Source organism: Microcoleus sp. Pol12B4 (assembly GCF_036701385.1).
In the GTDB taxonomy this organism is placed as follows: Bacteria; Cyanobacteriota; Cyanobacteriia; order Cyanobacteriales; family Microcoleaceae; genus Microcoleus.
On the sequence record NZ_JAUBQR010000420.1, the window covers coordinates 1 to 1,816 of the forward strand.

The following is a 1,816-nucleotide window of genomic DNA, read 5'->3' on the forward strand; positions in this document are numbered from 1 at the left end:
GCTTAACCCATAATCTATGTATAGATATACACCGAGAACGTCGCCGGAAAGCAATGCAGATGGAGGATATTGAAGAAGTAGCTGCTACAGGAAGCTCAGCAGTTATTTCTGGTTTGAACTCTCCTCAAGAAGCACTTCTACATCATGAGTTGGGACAGTACATTCGCCGCGCTATTGATACTCTTACTTCTCGATTACGCAATCCGTTTATCCTGCGTTACTGCCACCAGATGCGTTGCTGAATCAAGGTATGATAAACTTATAGTGTCATCGCAGACAAGCGAAAATGATTTCTTTGATTTTGATACGGAACTGGAACATCTGCAAATTTTAGATAGTGAATTAGTAACTGAATTGAATATTTTAGCATTTATTCAGATTTAGAATAACAAAGACTTTTTCGTTTTAGGCGAGCCAAATAATGTCTTAATCTTGTATTTTCACCCTCAACTCTTATCATATATGTTTTGCTAACAATCTGATATCCATCGGGAATAAATTTATGGTAACTTTCCACCCATATGTTACCTAAAAATGGCATTTCCATTTATTAACAATCTCGCATAGTGGTTCAAAGGTTTTGGCACTATGGTCGCCTAAAACCCATCCTAGAATACCTGGTTTAAAATGGTCTACTGCTGTCCATAACCAGGTTTTATTTTTTTTGAGCCAACAAATGTTTCTAATTCATCTAATTCTCCCACTTGTGGAGTTATTTCTGCCTCATAAAAATCTGGCAAGAGTTTTCCTACTTGTTTGACCCAATTAATGATGGTCGTATGATGCACATTTTTGACTCTCCCAATTGCTCGAAAACCCCGACCATTGACATACATTTTGAGACACTCACGTTTCACATCTTCAGAATAACCTTTATGAGGTTAATAGCCCTCTATAAATTGTCTGCCACAACCGAAACAAATATAATTCTGTTTACCTTTTTTATGACCATTTTTATTAACATGAGTTGACTGACATTCAGGACATTGCATAAGCTCTGCGTTTTGTGAAGTTTTATTTTTTGGCGCTCGCACTCTCAAATCATCATACCCTAATTCACCAACGCCGATTTGCGTAAGTAGGGACACCGCCCCGTGCCCATTGGTGTCAACTTAACGTCAAACCCAGTCACAGAATGCTGTTTGACTATTAAGCCTAGATCCCCCCTAGCCCCCCTTAACAAGGGGGGGACAGGAGTCTTCTTAAAGTCCCTCTTCTTAAGGGGGATTTAGGGGGATCTAGACTCAGGTAAAAACGAGATTTATCAAAAGTTTTAGCCTTAAGTTTACACTAATGGGCACGGTGCCGTGTCCCTACTGAAAAAAAACCGCCGACAAAACTGTCAGAGGTGAGTTGTGGTTGAGGTCAAACTCTAGAATATTGAAATTAACAGAGGTGATGAGTGCGATCGCGCGCTTGAAGAGAAATGTATCGAAATAGAAACGCGATCGCAAATTTTTTTTTCTACCCTCCGATAACTCCACACGTCCCGATTGTTTCCCAACTACGCTTCAACTATCAGAGTAATGTTGTCAAGTCTCACGACGCGAACAACTTCACCGGGTTGCAAAGTTATTTCTCGAACGCATTTTGCAGGCCACCAACTGCTTTGAAATCGCACACTGCCGGACTGATTTGGTTTAATTTCTTCTTCAACGATCGCTCTTTCTAAATGGCTGACAGTCATGATTACTTTCTCCTGATTCTAGTTGGGCTGGAACCTTGGGGTGCTATAAACTTACAGCGGATTCCGCTGTAATGAGGTACAATAAAATATCATTGTTGTAGTCAAACCTAATGAAAGCGTATTCTCTCG

Annotated in this window: 2 protein-coding genes and 1 pseudogene; 1 reads left to right on the forward strand and 2 read right to left on the reverse strand. The window is 40.2% G+C overall.

Translation table 11 applies throughout. The annotated features are described in order from the left end of the window. A partial coding sequence (locus tag QUA38_RS28700) for an RNA polymerase sigma factor (RefSeq protein ID WP_445305135.1) occupies window positions 1–242 on the forward strand: 242 nt, incomplete at its 5' end. Between the two features lie 17 nt (window positions 243–259). On the opposite strand, the pseudogene QUA38_RS28705 reads toward QUA38_RS28700, so the two are convergent. Next, window positions 260–992 (reverse strand): annotated as a pseudogene (locus tag QUA38_RS28705) (IS1 family transposase). A 512-nt stretch (window positions 993–1,504) separates the two neighbouring features. Continuing rightward, complete coding sequence (locus QUA38_RS28710) at window positions 1,505–1,687, reverse strand: NfeD family protein (RefSeq protein ID WP_333085395.1); 183 nt, start codon at window positions 1,685–1,687, stop codon at window positions 1,505–1,507. Window positions 1,688–1,816 lie beyond the last annotated feature (129 nt).

Excerpts from the sequence above, each read along its gene's own strand:
- QUA38_RS28710 (WP_333085395.1), bottom strand. The coding sequence starts at position 1,687 with ATGACTGTCAGCCATTTAGAAAGAGCGATCGTTGAAGAAGAAATTAAA.